The 19835-nt window shown below is 49.2% G+C and carries 14 protein-coding genes; 5 read left to right on the top strand and 9 right to left on the bottom strand.

From position 1 onward, the window contains the following. Nucleotides 1-230: 230 nt before the first annotated feature. A complete protein-coding gene (locus ACJJIS_RS01725; RefSeq protein WP_475709324.1) occupies nt 231-5429 on the bottom strand; it encodes a DUF748 domain-containing protein in 5199 nt (1732 codons plus the stop codon). Between the two features lie 258 nt (nt 5430-5687). Here ACJJIS_RS01725 and ACJJIS_RS01720 point away from each other — a divergent pair, with 258 nt between their 5' ends. The 3 genes from ACJJIS_RS01720 to cobB all read left to right on the top strand — a co-directional run bounded on the left by ACJJIS_RS01720 (nt 5688) and on the right by cobB (nt 10391). Continuing rightward, nucleotides 5688-7970, top strand: coding sequence for a slr1591 family oxidoreductase (locus ACJJIS_RS01720; RefSeq protein ID WP_475709323.1), 2283 nt, complete (start codon nt 5688-5690; stop codon nt 7968-7970). Nucleotides 7971-8177: 207 nt separating this feature from the next. Further along, on the top strand, nt 8178-9485 hold the full coding sequence (locus tag ACJJIS_RS01715) for an NAD(P)/FAD-dependent oxidoreductase (RefSeq protein ID WP_445355581.1): 1308 nt from the start codon (nt 8178-8180) through the stop codon (nt 9483-9485). A gap of 195 nt (nt 9486-9680) precedes the next feature. Further along, nucleotides 9681-10391, top strand: a complete 711-nt coding sequence (gene cobB / locus ACJJIS_RS01710) for a Sir2 family NAD+-dependent deacetylase (protein ID WP_475709322.1) — start codon at nt 9681-9683, stop codon at nt 10389-10391. On the opposite strand, the gene ACJJIS_RS01705 is transcribed toward cobB, so the two are convergent. Both ACJJIS_RS01705 and ACJJIS_RS01700 read right to left on the bottom strand, forming a co-directional pair. Further along, nucleotides 10388-10951: a SixA phosphatase family protein gene (locus ACJJIS_RS01705; RefSeq protein WP_475709321.1), complete on the bottom strand. Its 564-nt coding sequence runs from the start codon at nt 10949-10951 to the stop codon at nt 10388-10390. The two genes, cobB and ACJJIS_RS01705, sit on opposite strands and share 4 nt — an antisense overlap. A 169-nt stretch (nt 10952-11120) precedes the next feature. Beyond that, nucleotides 11121-11597: a DNA binding protein gene (locus ACJJIS_RS01700; protein WP_282931121.1), complete on the bottom strand. Its 477-nt coding sequence runs from the start codon at nt 11595-11597 to the stop codon at nt 11121-11123. Nucleotides 11598-12147: 550 nt separating this feature from the next. Between ACJJIS_RS01700 and ACJJIS_RS01695 the strand changes: the two genes are divergently transcribed. Next, nucleotides 12148-12594: a CBS domain-containing protein gene (locus ACJJIS_RS01695; RefSeq protein ID WP_413663453.1), complete on the top strand. Its 447-nt coding sequence runs from the start codon at nt 12148-12150 to the stop codon at nt 12592-12594. Between the two features lie 11 nt (nt 12595-12605). Here ACJJIS_RS01695 and ACJJIS_RS01690 read toward each other — a convergent pair whose 3' ends face one another. Further along, a complete protein-coding gene (locus tag ACJJIS_RS01690) occupies nt 12606-14447 on the bottom strand; it encodes an SLC13 family permease (RefSeq protein ID WP_445355580.1) in 1842 nt (613 codons plus the stop codon). Between the two features lie 128 nt (nt 14448-14575). Further along, on the bottom strand, nt 14576-15166 hold the full coding sequence (locus tag ACJJIS_RS01685; RefSeq protein WP_413663455.1) for a hypothetical protein: 591 nt from the start codon (nt 15164-15166) through the stop codon (nt 14576-14578). A gap of 351 nt (nt 15167-15517) precedes the next feature. Between ACJJIS_RS01685 and mnmH the strand changes: the two genes are divergently transcribed. Then, nucleotides 15518-16609: a tRNA 2-selenouridine(34) synthase MnmH gene (gene mnmH / locus ACJJIS_RS01680; protein ID WP_475709320.1), complete on the top strand. Its 1092-nt coding sequence runs from the start codon at nt 15518-15520 to the stop codon at nt 16607-16609. A gap of 18 nt (nt 16610-16627) precedes the next feature. Here the strand turns inward: mnmH and ACJJIS_RS01675 are convergent, their stop codons facing one another. The 4 genes from ACJJIS_RS01675 to rlmD form a co-directional block, all read right to left on the bottom strand. Next, complete coding sequence (locus ACJJIS_RS01675) at nt 16628-17557, bottom strand: SDR family oxidoreductase (protein ID WP_413663457.1); 930 nt, start codon at nt 17555-17557, stop codon at nt 16628-16630. Between the two features lie 23 nt (nt 17558-17580). After that, the gene (locus ACJJIS_RS01670) at nt 17581-17955 is read right to left on the bottom strand and encodes a VOC family protein (protein WP_475709319.1); all 375 of its coding nucleotides are present in this window, start codon (nt 17953-17955) and stop codon (nt 17581-17583) included. A gap of 55 nt (nt 17956-18010) precedes the next feature. Next, on the bottom strand, nt 18011-18379 hold the full coding sequence (locus ACJJIS_RS01665; RefSeq protein ID WP_444895989.1) for a DUF2750 domain-containing protein: 369 nt from the start codon (nt 18377-18379) through the stop codon (nt 18011-18013). A 61-nt stretch (nt 18380-18440) separates the two neighbouring features. Continuing rightward, nucleotides 18441-19802: a 23S rRNA (uracil(1939)-C(5))-methyltransferase RlmD gene (gene rlmD, locus ACJJIS_RS01660; protein ID WP_475709318.1), complete on the bottom strand. Its 1362-nt coding sequence runs from the start codon at nt 19800-19802 to the stop codon at nt 18441-18443. Nucleotides 19803-19835 lie beyond the last annotated feature (33 nt).

The raw sequence follows: 19835 nt of genomic DNA, 5'->3' as shown, positions 1-19835 counted from the left end.
AGTCGAAAAACTGAGGCATATTTAAACACAGTGAATCGTTTCACAAAAAGAAGGCAAACAATCTTATATGTACTAATTACAGCAAAATAAATAATTAACGCTGCCCTCAATAACGACCTTGACACCCTAACAAACCTATAGCGGTACGAAGCTACCACAAGCTGTAAGGCAGGAAAGGAAGACGGAAATTTATACCATTATTTATATAGATATTAATGTTACATGCTTACTTAATTCGAAAATTCCACCCTTGGATCACCAAAATCCTTACCAATATAGTCAGGTGCGCAAGGGATTAATTCTGAAGCTTCTATTCCTGCATCAATCAAATACTTTTCGACATTTCGGCTTCGCTCCATTGCCAAATTTTCAAGTTCCTCACGAAGTTCCAGAGATGGGGTTTGGTAAAAAGCAACCTGGGCTCTTCCGCTTCTGCTCATACCTGCCATGGAATAGGGGTACAGGGCTTGCCAGTCCCGGGCATTAGATATGCCGCATACTCCTGGTCGTGCGTCAGGGTTCTTAAGTAAAACAAAGACCATACGCTGTAGTTGTGTCAGTGCTAAATTAGTTAATTTTGCACTTCCAGGCTCAAAGTCAATAGACGCAAATGATTTCGCCCTGAAACGCCCCCAGGCATAACGTGCCAACAAATAAACGCCATAGGGAGTCAAATAGCTTATCAAGGCATCTATAATTGCCTTTTGTAGCAACTCACTAAATACAAAACTGAAGGAGAACTTGGGATCGCGAATATTGCCGCTAACAGGCATGCCAAACTTGATATCCCCCCGCCCGTCTTTTAGCAACCATAGAGCAATATTCAAGGGAATCAGCGTGGACTTCACCGGTAGCTGATCATCTTTCCGCACCCGGCGAACTTTTAGTTTTTCCAGTCGTATATCGGCAAAGCCATCGAGTTCATTTTCAAATACCCGAATATTAACTACCGCATCTCCCTGCCCTTGAAGGATTTTGTAACCTAACAACTTGGCCATATAAGGCGTAGCAGGTATCAAATTTACGCTGGTGAGATATCCGGTAAGATCAGCATTCCACTTTTTATCTCCCAAGTAATCTACAGTTCCCCCTATCTGAACCTCACCAAATCCGCCAGGCCTTCCATTAACAACAATCACCGCAGGGGGGTGTTCGGCCAAGTTACTTAAATCACTGAGATTAAAGTTGATATCCCGGACCGGTAAGCGGGCCCTGAATTCATCTTGATAGTCTACCCAACTAAAAGTGCCGTGTTTTAGGTAGAGGTCACCGAGATGATAAAGTAGCGGCGGGCTGCCCTCCTCCCTGAAAGCAAACGTGTCAATGCCGCCAAAGCCTCGCAACTCATTAATTTTTCGGGCCACCGGAAACTTCCCCGATAAATCCCTTAAGAGAATAAATCGAGGGCGCAGAAAGTCGATAAAACCAACAGTGAGTGTTTTCTTAGGGCGGTAGTAGCTCAAACCTTCAACCCACAGGGACTTAAAATCAGCCATCCATCTATGGCGATCAAAATCCAAACTATCCGGGTTTCTCTCAAAAAAATGAAAGTGAATTGCCTCACCACTGGCAAAGCGCCACTCGGTATCGGTAAAGAGCAAATGCGACAAGGTTATGCTTTCACCGTGCACTAACTCTTCCCCAGAAGGTGAAAGCAAAGTGATGCCATTGACCCTCACAACAGCAAGTTCTGCCCCCTGACCACGGCGGTAGTTCCCCTCCAGCATTAAACTCGAGAAGCTGAAGCAATGATCTCCCTGATCCAGGTAACCACTGGGAAAACATCCTGCAATTTCCTTAAACTGTAAACCCTTGAAATCAACTCCCTGCCGGCTGATATTTAAGTGTCCGGCCCCCATACCGGATACAGATAAAAGTTTAAGTGGCAATTCCTGTGGAAAATTTTGCTCATGCAACTGTACATTACTTATTTTTATCCCAGAAAGGATAAGCTGCCTTCCGCCAGTGCCATTAATACCTTCTGCCTTGCCAATACTAAAGGCCCCAAATTCATAACAGGGCGCTATCTTTTCGTCTTTTAATAGTCCCCCTGGCATACATCCCCTCGCACCAGAGGCTTTCGCCAAAGATTCCCCTTGCAAGGAGATATTATCAATTTCAAATTTTGGTATTTTCAGTGGCCCCAAATTTTTCCTGGGTATTGATAGCCCAACCAATTCTACAGAACCTTGAACTGACCAGGGGTCTGACAATTTGATTTTCTGTAATCCCGGCATGGATAATTTATCAACCCCAAAACAATGGTGGGAGTCACCTGCCCTGGCCCGACTCAGCTTATCCACAGTTACTGCAAGCCCCGTATCCCGCGTACACGCCCGGATATTCTGCAAGCTTAGATTCGACACTGAGAACTCTGCACCTCTATCCCAGATAAATCGACTCCAACTCAAGCCCTGCACACCAGCTTCTAAATAGTCGCGACCCTTTTGCCAAAACGCGATAGGCTTACTCTTTAACGGCCCTAAATCCAAGCGGGGGGCGCCTGAATCTATACCCAATTTTACCCAGGAATCACCAAAGCTTATTTGTGGGGTCTCAATGCAATCGGCAAGACCCATATCTTCATCATTTTCAGAAGAATAAGATCTCAACCCACAAAGCAGAACCTCATCGATATTGAGCCCATAAAAATCGAGAGTATTGGAGGAAAAAGACGTTCTCTTCGTGAATACTCGCCCCAGTTGCAACATGGGTACAGTTTCAAAGTCCTCCTTTAATTCCACTTCTTCGATCGACCAACCGCTTTGCCCTACCGAATGGATATCTTGCCCAAATACACAGGTCGGTATCGATTTATACGCCTCTGCTAGCCAGGGAAGACACAAGGTTACTCTGTCAGCAGCAATATCCTGCAATGCAATTTTTGACTGGGTAGGTTTTTCCCGGGACCATAGCAACTCTAGCTTTGGTATAAGTACACCTCCAATATCAAAAACATTCGCGCCAGATAGGTTTTTCAGCTGCACGGATTGAATTGCTGAGTCATCCATATTGGCAATCAAATTGCGTTGGCTGAAATATATGTAGGAGTAATCTCCCAGTGAAAGGCGCTCAACATCTACACAGTGAATATTTAGTGAACTCACTTGCCTACCGCCGGGAAAGCAGCCACTCACCTGCTCAGCATTTGCACCGGGCAAAGCGAGATAAGATTCAGAGCCTGGTGTACGCCTATGTCTTAGTCTGGCAAGGGGCAGCTCTATCTTTTTTAAGTCAAATAATTTCCTGCCCCCCTTTGTCTTTGCTTCAGCACTAACCATGGAGATTTTTTTTACAGAAAGATCTATCCCCTGCTGCCAAGATATAAAGAGCGGCTCCCCTTGCTCCAATGAGCGGACATCAAAGCAAACTGGCAGATTTTCGTGGTTTTTATTGGCGCGATAAAATAACCTTTTCCAACCATCAGTGAGACAGCCAGCCAGTTTCTTCAAAACAAGGTTTTTTATTTCCAGGTTTGGGTTTTCTATGGTGGCCAGCCCTAAGTCGTCAGGGTTTTTATCCGCATCAATATTCTGTTGATCCAGTCTTCCTTTTTCGGTGCCGTAATTATTATCACCAACTCCTTGAGGAATACCCGGTAACTGACTAGTCACCAGCCAGGGATTATTTGTAACCTTTCTTTTAAATAAGCTATCGCCACTTTCAAACTGCTGTATCAGTAAGCCATTTCCTGCACCAGCTGAATCATTTAGAAGCAAGCGGTGAAGGCGCAGGTTCCCCAAAATGGCATAGCCATCTTCACCTCCCTGCCAAGCGAAATGTCCCCGCCCTGAGAAGCTGTTTAAACGTGCGCACAAAGGCTGCCAATCCGAGGGGAGAAAGTCCTGCGGCAAACACCCTGATAGTGACTGGATAAAAAAGTCCTGAGCAGATAGCGGGCCGTTACGACCTATTGTATCAATGGCCCGCCAGCGTAGGTCCTGTAGTTTAGCTCTGGGACGACCTCTGGCACCTATTGAAAATTGAGCCAATTGCAGAGGACCGCTGGAAAGCCCCCAATCAATATTGTGTTCAGCGGAACCGAACTGAAAGGCAAACTCCTCTGTACTTTTGAGACCAACCATAGAGACACAGTGATCGGGTTTCTGCCACAGACCACCCGGTACACACCCATTGGCTGTTTCAATCGCGAGGTGGGCAAAAGATAATATTCGCGTTTTGGCATAAAACTGAAGAGGACCAAATACGCCATTATTAGCCCTGATGGGATGGCTGGTAGATCGAGCCATATCCAAGAGGTAGCCCCGATTAATTGAACTGGCCCCTGTATTTATTTTTAAGCGATCGTTCCAGTCGAAAACCGTTTTTTCCGGCAGGTCTAAATTAGCCGCTCGCAGACACAGGTGGGAATTAGCGTTACGCAGATGTCGTGGACACCAATCAAATGCCTGGGCAAAGCCTCGCCTCCATCCCAAGCGCTTTTTCGGGCGCTCAAAATTAAACTCACTGATACTAATAACCCCGGCCCGCCAATCCTGCCAAAGGCGATCACTGTGCCTCAGTACAACACTCTCACCATTGAGCTGCCGCCACTGGGCACGAGCTTTGCGGCCAAACCCGAATTTCATATCACCTGCTGCGGTAAGCCGGCGGGCGGAGGCGCAATGTCCAATCAGGCTTTGCAGCCCTGCTATTGCATCGGCCCAACGCTGTGGCGGGCATCCTATAAAGTATTCCGCAGTAAACTTGTTAAGATCTGTATTGAGGCTCGGCCAGGAAAAATTGACCTGAGTTCCTTCCAAACTGCCTATCACCGTGTTGTATCGTGATTCACCTCCCTCCCAGGCCAATAAATCACTGACCTGTAAATCCCCAATAGCAATATCTACGTTCAGGGGAACATCACCTTTGCGCCATAATGCCAGCGTGAATTTATCGGTTTGGAGCTTGCCGATGGCTGCACAGGTAGCTTGCTTCCAAATAGGCTTGTGCAGGTAGCAAAGTTCACTATCCCGTATCTGGGCGCGACCGATAAGCAGCCTGAAATCGCGATCCTGCCGCGCTCCGCCTCCAAGATTCCAGCCACCCACCTCCCACTCCCGGTACAGTTCACCCGGGTAAGACTGCAGGTCCATATAGGCACCGCTCACCGATGCCTTGGGTAAATGAGCTCGCCCCCATAACAATTGCCACCAGCTGTAATCGAGCATTACCTCATGAGCAGAGAACCCCCGCCCTTCGCGATTCTCAGCTTTTACATCAATCGCTATAACACTTAGATCCAGCAGCGATACGCGCAAGTGATCCACATGGAATTCAAGGCCTCGCTCCTCCATCCAGTCGCCAGTTTTTACCCGCACCCAGTTTGCTGCCCACCAGTGAAAAACTTCCACCAGCAATAGCCCAGCTAGCAGCCACCAGATTAAGCGACGGAAAAAGGCACTCTGAGAAGCGGACTCTGGGGGCATTAGAATTAAGCGCCAGAAAATGAATTTTATGCAGATTACAACTGCAATTAGGCCCATACAGTAAAGACCAGCACCTGGGGATTTTTTTGCCTTGGCGCTGCTATTCGCGATAATAAGCAGCTGCGTCGTCCATTCGCTCGCAGTCAAATGCGAACTGTCTACTATTTATCCAGGGGTGTATTTGCGCGGCGCGGAAGTTTGGGAAGCCAGTATCCTTACCGCCTCTCATTTTTTCTGTTACCCAGCCAGTGAGTAGACATGCAGGAGCATCCAAACTACCAGGACATCCTTTTGGTCGGCGGCGGCCATAGCCATGCTATTGTGCTGCAAATGTGGGCCATGAAGCCTCTGCCAGGCGCGCGTCTGACCCTGGTCTCTCCCCAGGTGCAAACCGCCTACTCCGGTATGTTGCCCGGAATGGTTGCGGGCCATTACTCCCTGGAAGACACTCATATAGATCTGGCCAGGCTCTGCCGGGCCGCTGGTGCCCGCTTTATACAAGCCTGTGCACACGAAATTGACATCGAAAATCACACCGTATCCCTATTGGGCAGGCCTCCGGTAGAGTACGACCTGCTCTCTTTGGATGTCGGTGCGACTCCCGCCCGCGAGTTACCGGGCTCCGAATTGGCAATCCCGGTAAAGCCTATCGGGCATTTCTACCGTTTCTGGCAAAAACTGCAAAAACAGGTTGGTGAAAACACCTCGCCCTTCCGCTTGGGAGTTGTCGGCGGCGGTGCCGGAGGCTGCGAGCTGTCGATGGCAATGGCGCACGCTTTACAAGATGCCGTTAAGAAAAAGCAGGTAGAGGTTCACCTGATTCATGGTGCCGCCGCAATTCCCCAGGGCTATCCCGTCAGAGCACGCAAATTAGTCTCAAAGGAGATGCAAGAGCTAGGCGTTCAGTTACACCATAACTGGACCGTTAATGAAATTACCGAACAGGGTGTCGTTAATGGGAGCGGTGACTGCCTGCCCCTCGATCAGGTAATACTCACCACCAATGCCTGTGCCCCCCCTTGGCTGGCCAACTCGGGCCTGTCCCTCGATGACAAAGGCTTTGTGGTGGTAGATCAAACACTTCGCGCCCAGGGGTGGGAAGACATTTTTGCAGCTGGTGATGTGGCCAGTTTCGCCCCAGAGCCTCTACCCAAGGCCGGAGTTTACGCCGTTCGCCAGGGGCCAGTTCTATTTCACAATCTGCGCGCCTCCCTGACCGGACGCCGCTTAAAACAATACCGGCCACAAAAAGATTTTCTCAGCCTGCTCTCCTGTGGTGGCAAGCGGGCTGTGGCAGTTCGAAATGGCTTCGCCGCTGCAAGCGGTCTGATGTGGCGATGGAAAGACTCTATCGACCGCACATTTATGCGACGCTTCAGTGAGCTGCCAATGGACATGGCTGATCACACTGCCAAAACCAAAGACATCGTCGACCAGCGCTCAGGCTCTTCTCTATCTCCTATGCGCTGTAATGGCTGTGGCGCAAAAGTTGGAGCCGACATCCTGCGCCGCACGCTGGCGACCCTTCCGGATCAGCATTCGGAATACCTGTTAAAGGGCGTCGGTGACGATGCCGCAGTTATGGACCTACCGGCTAATCATTTATTAGTGCAAAGCTCCGACCAATTGCGTGCACCTGTAGATGATCCGTGGATATTTGGTCGCCTGGCGGCTCTGCACGCCCTATCCGACCTATTTGCTATGAATGCTCGACCCGCCACCGCACAAATCCTTGCAACCCTACCTACGGCTGCAGAGGAAATTACCCGGCGAGACCTACAGCAGTTGCTTGCGGGAGCCATCCACGAGCTGAACCGGCACCACTGTGTCCTATCTGGCGGGCATACCGCCGAAGGTTCTGAAATGCTAATGGGCCTAACCGTCAATGGATTTTCCGAGCGGGAGCAACTCCTGGAAAAAACGGGGGCCCGCGGGGGAGACTGCTTGATCCTGAGCAAGCCATTGGGAGTAGGCACTATCCTGGCAGCAGAGGGCGCGGGAGAGGCTAAAGGCCTATGGTTGCAGCAGGCACTGGAAACCATGTTGCATAGCAATGCCGACGCCGCAGAGATATTTGCCCGCCATAACGCCAATGCGCTGACAGATGTCACGGGCTTTGGCCTGTTGGGCCACCTATTGGAAATGCTCGGCCCTGAAGGGTTAAGCGCGACACTGATCGCTGAGAATCTACCGCTAATCTCCGGCGCCGCCACTTGTATCGAGCGCGGATGGCTATCCAGCCTGCAACCGCAAAATGCCAATGCCTACGCCTTTGTAGAAAACCCCCAGGAGTGGCAGCCATTGCCACAGTGGTCATTGATTACCGATCCACAGACTTGCGGGGGGCTCCTCGCTGCTGTTCCTATTGACCAAGCCGAAGCCTGCGTGGGCGCACTGCTAGAGCGCGGTTACACCCAGGCGTCAATTATCGGTGTAGTGACGGACTCACAGAATCCAGAAGTGAGCGTACACTTGCGCAGGTCAGCAGACTGGCGAGCGCTAATTTCACAGGACAACGAGACTGTACCAGGCCAGGTTTAAGGATTTTGCGAAACCGGAACAACAACCGGTTATGAGCTTTGTATGATTTCTATTGAGAGAGGCCTTCACCGACTCTGTTAACTTGTCATCTGTCTTTCAGCGCGACATACTGGCGCTAGAAAAAACATCGGTGACATATTTCCCGATACCAAAAAAGGTCTTCACAGATTGGGGAGTCAGCTTTTAGCAATCGACAGGAAGACCCCTATGAAAAAGATCGTCATTATTGGCGGCGGTGCCAGCGGCCTGCATTTGGCTACACGGCTCGGTCAATATTTTTCTTTTACCCCTTTCTTTAAGCGCCGCCGCAAGTCCCCCGCTGCACAAGTTACTCTGGTTGATCGAAATCGCACCCACCTGTGGAAACCACTGCTACACCAGGTTGCCTCCGGCGCATTGGATGCCAATATGGATGCACTGAATTATCAGGTGCATGCCCGCATTCACGGCTATGAATTTCAGTTGGGTAGCCTGCAGTCTCTGGATCGTGAACGACAGGTAGTTGAGCTCGGACCCGTTAATGATGAGGACGGTAGCGAGTTAGTACCCGCGAGGGAATTGGAATACGATTATTTGGTGCTGTGTATCGGCGGGCATAGTAACGACTTTCATATTCCCGGCGTCAGGGAAAATTGTATTTTCCTGGATAGCAGTTATGAAGCACAAAAATTTCACCAAAACCTTCTCAACCGTTTCCTCCGTTTAGAAACCCGTGTTGACGATAAATTGCAAGTAGCGATCGTTGGTGGCGGGGCAACGGGTGTAGAACTCTCGGCAGAACTAGTAGATGCCGTAAAGTTGGTTGGCAACTATGGACGCATTCGTCCCAATGCGATGGAAATCACCTTGATAGAAGGGGGTGAGCACCTACTCCCAGCACTACCAAAACGAATTGGAAATAATGCTGAACGCGAGCTGGCCAAGATGGGGGTTAATATTCTTACCGGCCATCATATTTCAGCTGCAACAGAGAGCGGACTCACCACGTCTTGTGGCAAGGAAATTCCAGCCGCAATCCGAGTGTGGGCTGCCGGCGTCAAGGCTCCGAAATTTCTCACTCAACTGGATGGCCTCAGTACCAACCGACTCAATCAAATCGAAGTGGAAACTACCTTGCAGACCCAAACTGACGCAAAGATTTTTGCCATGGGGGACTGCGCCAGTTGCATTGACGGCAATCACCAGCGAGTGCCTCCGCGCGCCCAGGCAGCACAGCAAATGGCTACCCTGGTTGGCGACAATATTATTGCCCTATTTGAAGATAGACCTTTGCACCATTTTTATTATCGCGATCGAGGCTCTCTGGTATCCCTCAGTCAATACACTGCCGTTGGCAACCTGATGGGGGCGTTGGTTAAAGGCAGTCTTACCGTAGAAGGACGCCTTGCTGGCCTTGCCTATCGCTCACTCTACCGTATGCACTTGGCGGCAATCCACGGCTGGCCGAGAGCTATGCTGCTCTACCTAATCGGGCAGGCGAACCGGTTTGTGAAGCCGAAGCTCAAGATGCACTAAAGTATCGATCCCATGGAGCTAAGGGGATATTAGACAGTTAGTGTAAAATTAACTAATAGTGCTACCAATAAACCCTGCACATGGAAGTGCCAGGGCGGTAACATTATGAGTCACACCAGCCCATCAATTAAGACCTCTGAACTGAATGCGAGTTCCTCTGTAGATCCAGGCAAAGCCCTTGTTTGAAAATATAAAATGAAAAAACAGTATCAAAAAATCGTTGTACTTACCGGCGCAGGAATTTCAGCTGAATCTGGCATAGGTACTTTTCGCGGTGCCGATGGCCTGTGGGAAAACCATCGCCTGGAAGATGTCGCAACGCCAGAGGCATTTGATCGCAATCCGGCACTGGTACATAGATTTTACAATGAACGCCGCCAGCAGCTGCTATCTGCAGACATCCATCCCAACCCTGCCGATCTCGCCCTGGCCGAACTGGAACAGAAATTCCAAGGGGATTACTTACTGGTTACACAAAATATTGACAACTTACATGAGCGCGCGGGCAGTGACCAGCTAATTCATATGCATGGAGAGCTACTAAAAGCACGATGCAGCCGGAGCGGGAAACTATATCCCCTCAATTCGGATCTTTCGATAGCTGATACCTGTAGTTGCTGTCAGCAGGCGGGAAACCTTCGCCCCCATGTGGTCTGGTTTGGAGAAATGCCTCTGGAAATGGAAACTATCTATCAGGCGTTGTCCGATTGCGACCTATTTATCAGCATTGGCACATCTGGAAACGTCTACCCAGCAGCGGGATTTGTCGAATGTGCCAATCAGGCTGGAGCTCACACCATAGAGTTGAACCTGGAGCGCAGTAGTGTCGGCGATGCCTTCAAGGAACACCGCCACCGACTGGCGTCACAGGTAGTCGATACTTTTATAAAAGAAATTATTAATTAAGATGACTCTGAAACTGCATTTTCTGTCTGCGAGGATTTCATCGGGCCATAGCGCTGTATCAAAGTGGTTACCCCCTCATTATCACGCACCAGGATATAGAGTCGGTCAAACTCACTGGCCTCTCGAATGGGTCGCCCTTTTTCACCGCCGAGCAATTCCGCCAGTTTTGGAGTGGTATTGCTGTGCCCAACCACTAAAATCCGATTTCCTGCCTGCTGCAAAGAGTTAGCAAATTCTTTTAAATCTCTGGGGTTATAAATTTCCACTTCAAGCCCCAGCTCTTTTGACAGAGGCTCAACCGTTTCCCGGGTGCGGTTGTAGTCAGTGCTATAGATAGCATCTATACCCACTCCCCCAAGAATATAGGCGAGTTGCCGAGCACGCTGCTGGCCCACCTCAGTCAAATGAGGGTCGCGACCCACCCCGGGCCCTTTCTCTTTTTCTGCATGGCGTATTAAGTAAATAACCTGAGACTCAGAAGAGTCGGCTAAAACCCAATTTGAAGCCCCAACCAGAACAAAAAGTGTACAGAAAATAAACGACTTAAGTCTTGAAAGCACAGTATAAACTCCCAGGTAAATAACGGGGCAGACATATGCTGAATATAATAAGGTAAGTAAAGAGAGGATGCGGCGAAAATGCCAAATAATGCGATGAATTAAAATCGAACGATTTTTGAAAAAATATTTGATGCCGGATATCCGGCATCAAATTAGTGGTCATCCAGAATTAGATTTTCCACTCTTTTACGGTATCCAGGCCGTACTCATCAATCCACTGGCTCAGGGCCTTAGGATTACGCTTTTTCTTTTCAACAGTAGCGCCGGTATACGGGTTGCGATAGTGACCAGTTTCCAGCTTGGGCTCTGCTGCCTTTGCTGCCGGTGCTGCACGACGGCCGCGACGGGGGCTGTCACCTTCCTTCTTGAGGTGACGGGCAACGCGAGCCTTCAGGGTTTGTACGTAGTCTGCAGGATCTTCATCACCCAGCTGTGCTACCAACCACTCAACGATTTGCTGGCCACGGGCAACGAAGAACTCCTCTTCATCCATGTGGTATTCAGCAGCAAGGTTTACCAGTGCTTTATCATAGGCAATTACGCCATCTTTCTTGCGTTCAGCCTGAGCCATTTGCTCTTGTAACTCTTCGATTCTTGCCTGATGTTCGGCGATTTGTTGTTCAAGTTGTTCGTATTCCTGAAACATTCAATAAACCTCAACGACGGTTATTAAAAAACACAGAGATATATCTGTGGCGCAGGGCGACACAGATTGTTATTTCGGATATACCGTGTAAAAAATCAACAAACACCATGGCTGGCCAATGGCAAGCAATTTAGTGATGTTTAGTCCGGCATATTATGAATTGCCCGATATACATGAGTAGATACCACTACACATCGTGTAGTTCTGGTGTTAGGTATATTCGGCAAATACATTATTAAAAACTAGCCGATTTCAGCTCGGTTCGGCAAACACTCCGAATCACTGATTATATTTTTCGACTGAGGTCGCGAATAATAATCTTTCACCGGCAAATATCAACCATTTGTGTCCCTACCTTTGAATATAATAGGAATAATTCAAAATAAGGGCTAAAAAGTGTAACAAAGGCGGCCATATCTGCAATCTTAAAAGGATATCCCTAGGGAGCGCAATTAGCTATATTGTAGCTGCAGTCGTCAATTGCAAATTAGTCGCTGTGTAACGGTAATCGAGCATATTGCCAAATACAATTGGATACCCAGATCATACTATGTCCACTCACAATAATATCCACCATATACCGACTTTGGCCGCTCTGATGACGCCATTTCCCTACCATATCGATATCAATGCCACGGTAGAGGATGCTCTGGCAATGATGGAGGAGCACAAAGTACGCCACCTGCCGGTAACACGTGCAGGCGACTTGGAGACGGTCATTTCCCGAGGGGATATCGAAAGAGCCAATGCACCGGGACACCGTTTAGAAGAGCAGCAACTTTATGTACATGACCTATGTGCCAGACGTCCCTTTATTGCAGATATCCACGACCCGTTAGATAAAATTCTCTTAGCTATGGCGGATACAGGCATTGGCTCGGTACTGGTTATGCGGGAAGGCGAGCTGGTTGGAATTGTAACTGTGACTGATATTTTGCGCTTTTGTAGCAGGTTTATGGCGGAGTTGGCCCAGCCGGTAGACGATTCTATTGCTTGAGCTCACTGCGATTACAGGGGCCAAACCCAAAGCAACATGGGGATACTCACAACCAGTACCAACAATTCTAGTGGCAGCCCCATTTTCCAGTAATCACCAAATTCAAACCCTCCCGGCCCCAAAATTAAGGTGTTATTTTGGTGCCCAACCGGTGTTAGAAATGCGCAAGAGGCTCCAATTGCGACAGCCATCAGGAAGCTATCTGGATTCACCGCCAGTTGTTCTGCAGTACTCATGGCAATTGAACACATCACTGCCGCAGTGGCGACATTATTCATAAAATCAGACAGCGTCATAGTAACCACCAGGATCAGCCCCAGGGCCAAAACAGCACTGCCCTGAGCCAGAACATCCAACAAAACCTGAGCGACCAAGTCTGCAGCTCCCGTTGACTCCATCACATCAGCAACAGCAATCAAAGTCCCCAATAGCACGACGACGGACCCGTCGATAGAGTCATAAACATTTCGCAACGGCACTATCTTCAACGCCATAAAAGCCAATACACAAGTGGCGAACGAGATTGCTGCCGGTAATAAGCCGAACGCTGCACCAGCGACACCAAGCACCATAGCCAATAGGGCAATGGCCGCCTTCTCCTTGTTGGGAATGCTAATATCCCTTGAGGCCAAAGGCACACAGCCCTTTTCCCTAGCAAAGCTGTTTAGGTTTTCATCGGCCCCCATCATTAACAGAGCATCACCGGCCAGTAATGGTGTCGAACGCAACCGGCGCACCGAGCGGCGCCCCTGGCGCGAGAGTGCTAGCAAGTGAATCTGGTATCTCGCTGCGAGGCGTGAAAACCTCATAGGGCGTCCCACTAAAGGGGAATCTGGCATGACAACCAACTCCCGCAGCTGCATTTCGGTACGATCCGCCAGTGCTTTTATTGGGGTCTTATTCTGAGAATCACTCTCGGTGTTATTGCTACCCGATTGTCGAGCCTTACCCGATGAATCTGCCCCAAGGGCTCCCACTGTTTTCAAACTGAGATTGGACAAGCAGGTGGCAAGGCTCTCCGGCTCCGCCTCAATGACCAAAATGTCACCGCTATTTACTTTATGCCAGGGAGTCGCGGGAGAGACCCTGGCATCATTGTGTACGACACCCACAACTTGGGCATCTTCTGTTCCCAGCATTTTGGAAATTTCACGTAGATTCTTACCGGCAGCTACACTTTTTTCCTCAACAAGTGCTTCTGTTAAATATGTGCCAGTTTCAAAGGAGGAGGCCCCCGTTCGATTGCGCGTAGGCACCAAGCGCCACCCAACAAATGCAATAAACAAAACTCCGGCTATCGCAACTGCCAGACCCACCGGGGTGAAATCAAACATACCGTAGCTACCGGCGCCAGAATCCGCCCGAAAACCGGAAACGACCAAGTTTGGCGGTGTACCTATCAGTGTGGTCATTCCCCCCAGAATCGTTGCAAAAGACAGGGGCATTAAAACCCTCCCCAGTGCCACTTTCTGTTTCTCGGCCATATCCACAGCCACGGGCATTAATAAAGCCAACGCGCCGACATTATTCATAAAGCTAGATAAAAACGCGCCGAGCCCAATGAGTAACAATATGGATACTGAGATACTCCCGCTTTTGCGGACAACTCGTTGTGCAAGTGCATCCATTGCGCCGGTATTTTGTAAGCCGCGACTCAGGATTAACACACAAGCTACAGTCACGACCGCTGGATGGCCAAAACCAATAAAAGCATTTTCCGGGGGAATCAGACCGGTAAAGACACAAGTCAATAAGGCTGCTATAGCAACCATATCGTGGCGCCACCGCCCCCATATAAACAGGGTTATAGTGACACTTAAAATAATCAGGATTAGTAACTGGTCAACAGTCATGGAGAAAGATATCCCTGAATATAAAAGCTGCTCAGATTTCTGTTCAGCTATCTATTCAGGGTATACCCGGGAAATTACATGGAGCGCACTTCTACGCCATAACCCCAGCTACATTAGGGGTACAAAATTCAGGAGAAAGTAACTGCCCGCTCTTCCAATGGATAAAACTGAGTACCTACTTTAATACAAACCCTGGCAGTACTGCAGGAGAACCAACCTCTATATCCAGTGACCTGAATATTTCTATAGGTGCCAACCATCGCCTGGCGCAAGCGTTGAGCCCAAGGTCTTAACTTTTCTCCATCGTAGCCGGAACCACAGGCACAAACATGTAAATTAACGAAATTAGCAGGAAGCCCCTCTTTAACCAAGGTATCTGCTAGCTGTCGAGGCGTGTAGGTTTTCCACTCTCCTCCTTGCCAGTTAGGCATGCCGTTTACATATACTTTTTTCTGCTTGTTGTTACTCGTGGAGCGCTCAGCACCAATAAATTGTCCATCCCCGGCACCCGTGCCATGGGTTACGATGTAAAGGGTATCGGCAGGGTTCAGCTTACTCAAACACTGGTTCACCCACCGATACATGGCTTTTCCAAAACCGGAGGTTACTTTATTGGCCAGGATTTGATTCACCGGTATGCCCCAGGCTTTCGCCAACCCCTCCGCATATTCCTGCATTTCATCACTATTTATCGGGATATAGATATATTTTTTAGCCACGTTTTTATCCTCTATACATGCAGGAGCAACCCGCCCCTTATGTAATCCAAATGCTTCCAGGATTTTTAAATCCGCTGCAATAATTCAGGGAAGCTAAGATTTACCTTCTGTGACCTGAAATTGCATTAGGTTCAAAAAGTAAATGTAAACACTGAGCTATCGAGCAATAAATTAAAAAAGTATTCTCTCATACTGAGCATTAATTTCCGGTGTAAATATCAAACTGTCATCTAACGCTAAGCACATCATATATTGCATACACAAGTAGCTTCTTCAGTTGCCATAGGCCTGGAAAGAAAATGGAGATACAATCAAATACCACCTATTTCCTAAATAAGCAGGAGTGCTACCTTGCGGACCGATACTGCGAATTACACGGACATCTTCCTGAATGATATTCCGCTGATGGACGTACGCGCCCCGGTTGAGTTTGTTCGCGGCGCTTTCCCTTCCGCAAGAAATCACCCCCTGCTTGACAATCACCAACGTGAACTGATCGGGACTGAGTACAAGAACAAAGGCCAGCAAGCAGCAATTGACCTTGGCTGGCGTTTAGCAACAGATGAAGTGCGAAGCTTATGTCTTTCACAATGGAGCGCATTTATACGTAAACACCCCCAAGGTTACCTCTACTGTTTCCGAGGCGGTTTACGCTCCCGAATGACACAAAAACTGCTACGCTCGAATAATATTGAATACCCGATAGTAGAGGGTGGCTATAAAGCCATGCGGCAGTTCCTGTTAAACAAGCTGGAAAAGCATTGTACCCAGCTACCCTTTATCGTTGTTGCTGGTCACACCGGCAGTGGCAAAACAGAGTTAATCCAGGCTGCGCGGCGGTATATCGACCTTGAGGGGATCGCAAAACATCGAGGTTCTAGCTTTGGACGCACCAGTAGTAGCCAACCTTCACAAATCGATTTTGAAAATCAGATCAGTATCGACCTGCTGAAGCTTTCCCAGCAGGCAGGTGCTATTGCGATTGAAGATGAAAGCCGTCTAATTGGACGCTGCGCACTTCCTCCAGTATTGCAAACCGCCATGAAGGCCGCTCCCCGGGTTCTTGTCGAGGAGCCATTGGAAACACGGGCACAGCGCATTGTGCAAGATTATGTTCACGAGGGCTTAGAGCGCTTTAAAAGCAGTGAAAAATCAGCAGCTGAATCTTTGGGGGAAGAATTACATCTCAATCTCAATAAAATCAGTAAACGCCTGGGAGGGCTGCGCTACAAGCAGCTCAACGAAGCCTTAGCTTCAGCTAACCAAGAATTACTGAGAACGAATAATAGCGATGTGTACATCCCCATCGTGGTATCACTGTTGCAAGAATACTATGACGGCAGCTACGACCATCTTATGAAGAAATCGGAACAGAAAATTCTGTATCGAGGCAACTACAACGAAGTACAACGGTGGTTGAAGGAGTCCAACCACTCACTGTAAAAACCAGAATAACAATCCTCAGCTTTTGTGAGCGAGGCGATTTAATTTAAATCTCCGCATTAAAAACCAGTCCCTAAAACTGCGCGGCAGCCAGCGTGCCATCCAGGGCAACAGGCTGCTGCGGTTGCCAATACGCACCAAAGGACGAGCGCGTTTTCGCAGCAGCTCACGCACCAATTTTTTAGCCAGCGTGCTTGCCAATGTAGCATTCTGTTGGGACTCCTGGGCTCGGGCCCTAACCGCCTCTTCCTGCCGTTTATACAGGGAGTCCGGCGGCAAAAGACCGCGCAAGGATGTCTCAGCGTGGCGACCAAATTCCGATGCGATCGCACCGGGTTGCACCGTCATTACCCGAATTCCAAAGGGTTTTAGTTCGAGTCGCAAAACATCAGAAATGGAGTGTAGGGCCGCTTTAGAAGCACAATAGGCACCGGAGAAAGGTGTAGGCATTACACCGGAAACCGAGCCGATATTACACACAATTCCGCCCTGCTCCGAGCGCATTAAAGGTACACAGGCCCTAATCAAAGCGAGAGGGGCAAATACATTGGTTCGGAACTGTTTTTCCAGTGCTCGCGTGTCCAGTTCCAGCAACGGCCCCATCTGACCGTAACCGGCGTTATTAACCAAAATATCGAGCCGTCCGTATGCCGCTTTTACTGCGTGAACTACTCGATTGATATCCGCCTGGGAATTCACATCCAAGGCCTCTGTGGCAATTCCCAGGTCCGCCAGCTCTTGTAAACTTTCCGGCCGGCGCGCCGTGGCAATCACTATGGTTCCCCGGCGATGTAGTGCCAAAGCCAGCTCCCGCCCAATACCGCTTGAGCAGCCGGTAATTAAAGCCACTCGATCCGGAACCACATAACCCCGCCCAATTTGCGCAAGGCTTTCCGCAGCAAAACTTCGATTGGGGGAACGAAATCTGGAAATGGGCGGCTTATCCACAGGAACTGCTCCGTTTAATGGTCCTATCTCTCAATGGGCGTTTGCAGGTACTCAATCAATCCGAAAACATTGCCATAGGGGTCAAGAAAGCTCGCCATCAGCACACGTCCAAAAACTTCCTCTATATCCGAGTGCTGCCGCACCCCCATAGTACCGAGTCGCTCAATCTGCGCGGCCAAATCCAAAACCTGCCAGTAAGCAACTACACCATCGGCCCGGCTGATCGCACTGCGCGCATCGGCATTTAATCCGAGCTCGCAATCACCAATACTAAACGCCGCATAGCTATCGCTTTCATGGCTGGGTTTCTGTTCGAGTACCTGCGTATACCAGGCCACAGCCTCGGTAATGTTGGCAACTCCGTAGACTGTTTTGCGCAAGCCAAGAATCTGCCCCATTTGAGACATCCCGTTGAGTAATTTTTATCCACTGGGTGGGGCACTATGGCGCAGTTTATTGCAGCTCTTGCTCCAACTGCTCCAGTAGGTCCAGGGGTTCCATCTCAACCCCTTCCAGTTCGGCGTTCCAGTTTATCCCCACCAATAAGACATCTTCATGCATGCCGGTGAGCCAGTCATCCATAAATTCTTCCAGGTCAATTGCCACTGCCTCATAGTCAGCCCAGTCTCCTTCGCAGTGGTCTTGTGCAAATTCTCTTTGCGACCAAAAGGGCATAACCTCGGTATCGGCCCGCTTTTCAGACTCACAAAGTGCAAAGCCCTCCTCACCCTGCAGGGCCCAGACGCAGCCCTGGCCTACAGCTTCAGGCAAAAAGCGCGCGCAATTATCTTCAAAATTATCGGTTAGGGTTTCGCTTTGCATAACAACTTCGCTTAAACGGTTTTACCGCAGTTTACGTTAGTTTTCCCGGCCTCAATAGGCCCTAAATTCTGTCGAATACTGCCATCGACTCAACATGATCGGTATGGGGAAACATATCCATGACACCCGCCTTACTCAACCGGTACCCCAACTTCACCAATTCACCGGCATCCCGAGCCAGCGTGGCCGGGTTACAGGAGACGTAGACGATCCTACTGGCAGAAAATCGCGCCAACCCGCGCACAGCCTCCAGAGCGCCGTCCCTCGGTGGGTCCAACAAGATTTTATCGAAACCTTCTTCTGCCCAAGGCGCACCTGCCATTTTTTCGTTCAGGTCGGCAGAATAAAATTGCACATTTTGTAATTGGTTCAAAGCGGCATTGTCCACACCCCGTTGAGTTAAAGCGCCGACACCTTCGACCCCGATCACTTCCGCTGCACGACGCGCCAATGGCAGGGTAAAATTCCCTAACCCGCAAAATAAATCCAATACGCGCTCGGAGGGTTGCGGATCGAGTAACTCAACGGCTCGACTCACCATCTGCCGATTTATCGCAAAATTTACCTGCACAAAATCCTGCGGTTTAAATCTCAGCGTCAGGTCAAATTCCGGCAACTGATAACTTAGATAAGCGGCTCCTTCTGTCGGCCAGATTCTCTCCAGGGAAGCATCACTGCCACCTTGTATATACAGGTGTATACCAGTGCTTTTAGCAAATGCTAACCAGAGCGCCAAGTCCTTATCTGACAGGGGCTTTAAATGGCGGAGCACCAGAGCTGTCACATCATCTCCAACCGCCACTTCCAGATGAGAAAAGTTTGCCCGGCCTTCACTTTCGCCAACAAGTTTTTTTAGCAACCCTAAATGTTCGGCAATTTTTGTATGTAGTACCGGGCACTCATCAATATCTACCAAATCATTGCTGTGCTTTTTTCGAAAACCAAAAAGCAACTCACCACCCTGGGATTTTTTCAATTTGCGAATGCCGATACGGGCCTTGCGCCGATAACCGTAGGGATCAGCGGTTAACGGCGGCAGTATTTCTTCAGGTTCAATTCCACCAAAGCGCGACAACTGATCCAAAAGAATTTTTTGCTTTTCAGTAATTTGTGCCGATGGCTCCAGGTGCTGAACCGAACAGCCTCCACATGAATCCACATAGGCGCACTGCGGCGCGCACCGATCCGCTGAAGCCGATAGGATTCCCTCAACAATTCCCTCATCAAAACGGCCGCGCCGTGCGGTATAGCGGAATTTAACCTGCTCTCCCGGTAAGGCACTATCAATAAACACCGTTTTGCCACCCACCCGGGCAATACCGCGCATATCGTGACTAAATTTTTCTATTGTCGCTTCAGCGCGGCTCGGCAAGTTTTTTTTAACCGGCTTGCGGCCAGTAATAAAACGGGGCTTCTTACTCATAATTAATTGGGAGAATTCAGTACAACTAAAGAA

It is taken from the genome of Microbulbifer maximicatervae (SeqCode) (genome assembly GCF_056231245.1).
This window is presented reverse-complemented; position numbering and strand designations above follow the sequence as displayed.